We start from the raw sequence: 7,672 nt of genomic DNA on the forward strand, positions 1-7,672 counted from the left end.
ACTTCCCCACTTCCCCACACCCCACACCCCACACCCCACACCCCACACCCCATCCCTAGAACGATCTTTGGGACAAGATTAAGTTTAAAATCTGAAATAGATGATTTTTTTAAGGATCGAGTCAAGTTTATGGCAGATATTGTCGATATTGCGGTCAGTGCCGATAATTTTAAAACTCTAGTAACGGCGGTACAAGCGGCTAATCTTGTGGATGCCCTAAAAAGTCCTGGCCCCTTCACGGTTTTTGCCCCCACCGATGAAGCTTTTGCCAAATTGCCCCCTGGGACGATTACAACCCTAGTGCAGAATATCCCCCAATTAACCCGAATTCTCACCTATCACGTCGTTGCGGGCAAATATATGCAGGAAGATTTGGCAAAATTGGCTGTAGTGACTTCTCTAGAGGGTTCACCGATTCCCGTCGATTGTAGCGAAGGTTTTGAGGTGAAAAATGCCACGGTGGTCGCAGGTAATATCGAGGCAGATAATGGTGTGATCCACGTCATCGATACGGTGATCCTGATGGGTTAGTTTTTGACTGGCTTTTCTCTGGGCTGCATCCAGGGCGGATCTGTCTTATTTAGTAACTAAATATACAGATACTTTTGCTTGTTTATGGTTTCGATGCTCGACGGACGAAAATGCCCACTTTCTGCACTTTCTTGTCTGTACCTGTTGAGACTAAATCCTGTTATTAAAGACTGATTATCTATTGATCCTTTTGCCTATTACATGAGTAGAAAACGGGTTTCTCGGAGAAACCCGTTTTCTGTGCGTTACTCAACGGATTTAGTATCAGACCATTAAATGGCTTTGCTATCATATCGGTGTCTCGCGGAATTAGCTCACCAACGACAAAAATATATTCTTAGCCATCTCGACAGTAATGGTAACGTGGAGGAACTCGCTCAAGAATGGGTACAAACACTGCTCGCTAATCTAACAACTTAATAGTTTCCGGAAAATTCACCCAAAAAAGAGGCCACTTTCCGCAAGATGGCCTCTAAATTTTTTTGTTAGGGGTTAGTCAGTTATCAGTTATCAGTTATCAGATGCGGGTTATCAGTTATCAGTTACCAGTTCAGTAATAGGACAAAATTAACTTCTTGGTTAGGATAGGCACTCATGCAAGAGGTAGTTAGATATGTGTAATTAATTGTGTCTAGCTGCTTACCAGTAAACAGTTACCATCTTCACTGATAACTGATAACTGTTTACTGATCACTGAAAAAAGCTTCCCTATTCCCCAGAAGCATTAGGACTGATTTTGAGAACTAAAACCCCTAAAGGTGGCAAACAAAGATCGATCGAGTAGGGACGGCTATGATAGGACCATTCCTCCGACCATTTACCACCGAGGTTGCCCATATTACTACCGCCATATTTACCCGCATCGCTGTTAAAGATTTCCTGATAAAAACCGGGATGGGGTACACCAACGCGATAATGGCTGTGGGGTTGGGGAGTAAAATTACAGACCACCACCAGAAACTCCTGCCAATTTTTGCTCCAGCGCAGGAAAGAAACGACGCTATGACTATTATCACTACAGTCGATCCACTCAAAGCCATCCTGACCAAAATCCTGGGTATATAGAGCAGGTTCACTCTTATAGGTGGCGTTCAAATCTGAGAAAAAGCGTTTTAGCTGTTGATGGGGTTCATGCTGCAAAAGACCCCACTCCAAATCACCCCAAACATTCCACTCACTCCACTGACCAAATTCCATGCTCATAAACATGGTTTTCTTGCCGGGGTGGGTAAACATATAACTAAATAAAGCCCGGACATTGGCAAATTTTTGCCACTCATCCCCCGGCATTTTGCCAATCATATTACTTTTGCCGTGAACCACTTCATCGTGGGACAAAGCCAGCATATAATTCTCGCTGTGGTTATACCACATACTAAAAGTGACATTATTTTGATGGAATTGACGGAACCAGGGATCCATGCCGAAATAATCGAGCATATCGTGCATCCAGCCCATATTCCACTTTAAATTAAAGCCTAAACCGCCCATATAGGTGGGCCAGGACACCATCGGCCAAGCGGTGGATTCTTCGGCAATAGAGAGAATTCCGGGGAAATAGCTAAAAATTACATGATTAACTTGACGCAGGAATTCCGCAGCTTCTAAATTTTCCCGGCCACCGTACTCGTTAGCCACCCATTCCCCATCTTTACGACAATAATCGAGATAGAGCATAGAAGCCACCGCATCCACGCGAATACCGTCAATATGGTACTTATCGAACCAAAAAAGGGCATTAGCCACCAGGAAATTTCTGACTTCGTTGCGACCGTAGTTAAAAATTAAGGTTCCCCATTCCTTGTGTTCCCCTTTGCGCGGGTCGCCGTGTTCATAAAGATGAGTCCCGTCAAAGAAAGCTAACCCGTGGCCATCTTTGGGGAAGTGACCGGGGACCCAATCCACTAGCACACCAAGGCCATTTTGATGACATTGATCGATAAAATACATAAAATCTTCAGGATTGCCGTAGCGACTGGTGGGGGCAAAATAACCCGTCACTTGATAACCCCAAGAACCATCAAAGGGATGCTCGGCGATCGGTAATAATTCGATATGGGTGTAACCTAATTCTTTAACGTAGGGAATCAGTTTTTGGGCTAACTCGTAGTAACTCAAAAAGCGTGCTCCAGTGTTCCATTCCGACACGGGAACCGCTTCTCCTTCCCCGGAAAGTAAACGGGGGGGTTCGGCACTGGAAGTGTGCAGCCAAGAACCGAGGTGTAATTCGTAAACGGAAACCGGTTGAGTTAAAGGATCGCTATGGCGGCGTTTTTCCATCCAATCGCTATCATCCCAAGTATAGCTATCTAAATTGGCCACGATCGAGGCAGTTTTCGGGCGTACTTCTTGGGCAAAACCGTAGGGATCAGATTTTTCGTAAATATGACCTTCCCAATTTTTGATCTCGTATTTATATTTAGTGCCAACACCGATTTCCGGGATAAACAATTCCCAGACCATATTATTACGTTTCCGCATTTGGTGATCACGACCATCCCAGCTATTAAAATCACCAATAATTGAGACATTGCGGGCATTAGGGGCCCAAACGGCGAAATAAACCCCCTTAATACCCTCGATTTCGGCTAAATGCGCCCCTAATTTTTCATAAATGCGATGATGGTTGCCCTCCCCAAACAGGTGTAAATCAAAATCGCTCAGTTTGGCAGAACGGAAGGCATAGGAATCATAGATTACTCGTTCCTGTTCTCCCTCCTGGATGCGTAATTGATAATTGTTCAGTTCACCGATATCGATGACGCACTCGAAAAAATGGGGGTGATAGGCGGTCGTCATGGGATATTCTTGTCTTTGGGACGGTAAAATAACCCAAGCAGCCGTGGTTTTCGGTAAATAGGCTCTAACAACCCATTTATTTACTTTTCCTTCTTCTTCTAGGGGATGGGCCCCCAAAACCTCAAAGGGATCGTGATGGAGGTTGTTGACGATTTGATGGACTTGTTCGGGGGATACCACTATAGACATTCAGTTAACACTCTTGACATCTACAATACTTATAGCAAGGAAATTGTCATTTTTTCCCTGCCGTCTGGGAATTCTCAAACTAATGATATATTCTGCCTACTTAGGGTCTGCTGAAAAAGTTTTTCGTGGGGGTAGGGGGTAGGGTGTAGGGTGTGGGGTGTGGGGTGTGGGGAAGTGGGAAGAATAAATAAAATAATCTCCTGTCTCCTGACTCCTGACGACCGGCTCCTGACCCTAACAACAATTTTTGATTTTTACAAGAGGTCTATGGTAAAACTGCCAATTTAATCCGGCTCTGGTCATTCTCGATGTTAATCTAGCCGATAGCCTCGAATTTGACCTACTCTACATCTCTACACAGTTCTTAACTGGAACGAGTTTGATCCCTAGTAGATTGACTTTCTTCTAATTCAGCTTTGATTTTTACCGAGTCTTCAATCTGCTGGGCCTCTCGCTTAAATTCACTTTCAAATTCCTTGGATGCTTCTTGAAATCCTCGAATCGTTTTGCCTAAACTGCGACCGATTTCTGGTAATTTTTTCGGTCCGAAAACTAGCAGGGCAATCAAGAGAATTAACCCCATTTCTGGTAATCCAATCCCAAAAATATTCATTTTTCTGCTCCTAATAAAAAAATCGCGGTGGGCAATAACCCACCTGCTAAAGTCCGAGGGACAATTCTGCGGCCAAAAATGCCGACGAGATTGTTGGAATCTGCTTACTGACCCCAATCTACATTAAATCCTTCTAAAATTAGGGAGGAGTTGTAGATCTGTAAAATAATCAGCAAAAAGACTAAAAACAGAGCCATAAACACTCCCATCAGCAAGGTAGTTCCCCAACCGGGAGAAACTTTACCATATTCTGAGTTGAGGGGACGAAGGATTTCACCTAAGCGTGTACGCTGTGCCATAAGTTACCAAGAAAGATCTGTAAATGATAATTTTGTATTGATCCGTAATTTGACGAACTGCCAACCGATCAACCCAGTCAGATAAAATCTACTGCTGTTGCCAGTGGAGCTTTTTTGGTCTAATTCCGAACGGAATCGTTTTTTCGCCTGCCCTGCCACGCCCACAAGAATCTGCAAGCGCCTACAGTACGGGAATTATTCTAACATTGTTTGGTAATCTTCTCAGGATTTAGGAGACGGTGGATGGGGGTTGGGTGTGGGGTGTGAGTTGGGGTGATGGGGGAGAAGGGAGAAAAGCTGATCAGTGATCAGTGATCACTAATCACTGATCAAGTCTCCTTCGGTGCTATGATCGAGGATGTAAAGTTTTATCAACACTAACTTAAACAAGCTCTCAAGAGAGGATATAAAGAACCACAGATGGCTTACACACTTCCCCCTTTACCCTACGATTACACTGCCTTAGAGCCTTGCATCACCAAAAGTACCCTAGAATTCCACCACGACAAGCACCACGCCGCTTATGTCAATAACTATAACGGTTTGGTCAAAGATACGGAACTCGATGCTCTCTCTTTAGAAGAAGTTATCGTTAAGGTTGCTGGTGATGCCTCTAAAGCTGGGGTTTTCAACAATGCCGCCCAAGCATGGAATCATAGTTTTTATTGGGACTGCATGAAACCGGGTGGTGGCGGTGCGCCTACCGGTGCTTTAGCCGCTAAAATTAACGCAGATTTCGGCAGTTTCGAGAAATTTGTCGAAGCTTTCAAAACCGCCGGCGCTACTCAATTCGGTAGTGGTTGGGCTTGGTTGGTTCTCGATAACGGTACTCTCAAAGTTACCAAAACTGGCAACGCTGACAATCCTTTAACCGCCGGACAGGTTCCCCTCTTAACTATGGATGTGTGGGAACACGCTTATTATCTCGACTACCAAAATCGTCGTCCCGATTACATCAGCGACTTTTTAACCAAGTTGGTTAATTGGGATTTCGTGGCTGCTAATTTAGCCGCAGCCTAAAAAAAATTTGGCTCAGTTAATTCAGTTATCAGTTATCAGTTATCAGTTATCAGTTAGGCTGCCCGCGCATTTAAATTGCTTGTTGAGATGAGACACTCTTGCACTCTTGCAACAGTAAAGGGAGCGAAGCAGATGCAGCTAATCTCAGGATAGTCGGTGAAAATGCGTCTTAGCTTATAAGTTATCAGGGGTTGGCGAGCAGGGAGAAACCATCCATAGGTTGGGGGTTAATACTACTCTTAAAATTGGCAAATCTCTCTAATATTAATTATCCTTAAATATAGATAACCAGAAAAAACTTTTTTAACATCGATCGCGCTTCTCGCACCATGGAACAACCTGTCAGTTGGATTATTCCCCGTCATCCCCGTCCCGATTATCCCCTGTTTGTATTTTTACCCGGAATGGATGGCAGCGGCCAACTATACCATCGTCAGATTAAAAACCTTGCTCCTTACTTCGATCTGCGTTGTTTGGCGATTTCCCCGCAATATCTCGGTGATTGGGAGGAATTAAGCGATTGCGTGATTGCTTTATTGACACAGGAATTAAAGCGACAATCGAGAAAAGTCTATCTCTGCGGTGAGTCTTTTGGCGGCTGTTTAGCCTTGAAAATAGCGACAAAATCACCAAAATTAATCAAAAAACTGATTTTAATTAACCCTGCTTCTTCTTTTAATCAAAGACCTCTTTTAAGCTTGGGAATCGGTATCACCCAGATAATGCCCGATTTCATCCACGGCAGCTCGGCCCTGACTATTTTACCCTTTCTGGCCGCTCTGGGTCGAATATCCCGGGAAGATCGCCGCTCTCTCCTCAAAGCCATGCAATACGTCCCACCGAAGACGATTAGCTGGCGTTTATCCCAGTTACAAGGGTTTCAGGTTAGTGCTAGCGAGTTAAAAGATCTGCAATTGGAGGTGTTAGTGATAGCCAGTCAAGGCGACCGACTGTTACCATCGGTAGCGGAGGCTAAACGCCTAATTCAGCAGTTACCCGCCGCAAAATTGACGATTCTGCCCCATAGTGGTCACGCTTGCCTGCTGGAAACCGATATTCACCTCAAAGACATTCTCCATCACCATGCTTGTCTCCCCCGAAGCCTACCCGCAAAAAGTCACTGAGGATGGTTCTTATACCTTTTTTTCGACCGAATTCGGCGAATGTTATCATTCTACCTCCGGGGCAAGGGAAGAAGCCGAGAAAAAATTTATCCTCTCCAGTCGTCTGGCAGCAAAAGCAGACCAGAGCAATAATCTAAAAATTCTTGACATTTGTTACGGCTTAGGGTATAATACCGCCGCAGCCTTAGCGGCCATTTGGCGAGTTAGGGGAGATTGTCGGGTAGAATTATTAGCTTTAGAAAGCGATCGAGTGGTTCCCCTAGCGGCTATTAGAGAAAATCTCTTAAATAGTTGGAGTCAACCAATTCCCGAATATTTAACTGATTTTGCCCATAATCACCGGCTAGACCTGCCTAATCTCACGGCTAAACTGTTAATCGGGGATGCGCGACAGACGATAACCAAGGTGATTGACGCGGGTTTTCAAGCGGAGGCAATTTTTCTCGACCCCTTTTCCCCGGGTAAATGTCCGCAACTGTGGACGGTGGAGTTTTTAGCTTTAGTGGCGAAATGCCTGAGTCCGACGGGTTATTTAGTCACCTATTCCTGTGCTGCCTCGGTGCGAAGGGCTTTACAATTAGCAGGATTGCAGATTGGGGCCACCGATAGCGTCGGTCGGCGATCGCCGGGGACAATAGCCAGTTTTTTGTCCTTACCCCCATCTCTATCGGCACAGGAAAGGGAACATCTGCAAACTAAGGCCGCTATTCCCTATCGAGACGCGACTTTAACCGACCCGGCCGAAGTGATTATACAACGTCGTCGCAGCGAACAGGCTCTCTGTGACTTAGAACCGACTAGCCACTGGAAAAAACGTTGGCAAAGATCGTTTAATTCGATCGAAATCTCGGAATGAGAATAGTGTGGTTAAATGCCTGATAATTCGGGCTTCTGTCGTTGTAATAGCAATTTTCTCAACAAAAACTACCTATGAGATTGTAGCCAATTGGTATAAGTAGGGTTTGCTGAAAAAGTTTTTCCTGGGGGCAGGGTGTGGGGTGTGGGGTGTGGGGTGTGGGGTTTTACCAGTTTTGAGGTGGCCAATTACCTAATTTTCAGAGAAAAAGTACCTGAATTTTCCCCCGATCACTCCCATA

General features: G+C 44.9%; 8 protein-coding genes. 5 read left to right on the plus strand and 3 right to left on the minus strand.

Annotated features, from left to right (window positions below; translation table 11 throughout):
• Window positions 1-129 precede the first annotated feature (129 nt).
• Both IM496_RS05115 and IM496_RS05120 read left to right on the plus strand, forming a co-directional pair.
• Window positions 130-531, plus strand: coding sequence for a fasciclin domain-containing protein (locus IM496_RS05115; RefSeq protein ID WP_002762406.1), 402 nt, complete (start codon window positions 130-132; stop codon window positions 529-531).
• Between the two features lie 276 nt (window positions 532-807).
• Window positions 808-951, plus strand: coding sequence for a hypothetical protein (locus tag IM496_RS05120; protein ID WP_192575993.1), 144 nt, complete (start codon window positions 808-810; stop codon window positions 949-951).
• A gap of 288 nt (window positions 952-1,239) precedes the next feature.
• On the opposite strand, the gene glgB is transcribed toward IM496_RS05120, so the two are convergent.
• From glgB to psbH, 3 genes are all read right to left on the minus strand, one after another.
• Window positions 1,240-3,519: a 1,4-alpha-glucan branching enzyme gene (gene glgB / locus IM496_RS05125; RefSeq protein WP_104396745.1), complete on the minus strand. Its 2,280-nt coding sequence runs from the start codon at window positions 3,517-3,519 to the stop codon at window positions 1,240-1,242.
• 364 nt (window positions 3,520-3,883) lie between these two features.
• A complete protein-coding gene (locus tag IM496_RS05130) occupies window positions 3,884-4,132 on the minus strand; it encodes a TatA/E family twin arginine-targeting protein translocase (RefSeq protein ID WP_002735474.1) in 249 nt (82 codons plus the stop codon).
• Window positions 4,133-4,236: 104 nt separating this feature from the next.
• Complete coding sequence (gene psbH / locus IM496_RS05135; protein ID WP_002736544.1) at window positions 4,237-4,431, minus strand: photosystem II reaction center phosphoprotein PsbH; 195 nt, start codon at window positions 4,429-4,431, stop codon at window positions 4,237-4,239.
• 420 nt (window positions 4,432-4,851) lie between these two features.
• On the opposite strand from psbH, the gene IM496_RS05140 reads away from it, so the two are divergent.
• The 3 genes from IM496_RS05140 (at window position 4,852) to IM496_RS05150 (ending at window position 7,431) form a co-directional block, all read left to right on the plus strand.
• Complete coding sequence (locus IM496_RS05140; RefSeq protein WP_002765257.1) at window positions 4,852-5,451, plus strand: superoxide dismutase; 600 nt, start codon at window positions 4,852-4,854, stop codon at window positions 5,449-5,451.
• A 329-nt stretch (window positions 5,452-5,780) separates the two neighbouring features.
• Complete coding sequence (locus IM496_RS05145) at window positions 5,781-6,575, plus strand: alpha/beta fold hydrolase (RefSeq protein ID WP_287661443.1); 795 nt, start codon at window positions 5,781-5,783, stop codon at window positions 6,573-6,575.
• Window positions 6,535-7,431, plus strand: a complete 897-nt coding sequence (locus IM496_RS05150; protein WP_194018205.1) for a tRNA (5-methylaminomethyl-2-thiouridine)(34)-methyltransferase MnmD — start codon at window positions 6,535-6,537, stop codon at window positions 7,429-7,431. The genes IM496_RS05145 and IM496_RS05150 overlap by 41 nt, the downstream gene beginning before the upstream one ends.
• Window positions 7,432-7,672: the final 241 nt, after the last annotated feature.

This window comes from Microcystis sp. M049S2 (genome assembly GCF_020245625.1).
Lineage (GTDB): Bacteria > Cyanobacteriota > Cyanobacteriia > Cyanobacteriales > Microcystaceae > Microcystis > Microcystis ichthyoblabe_A.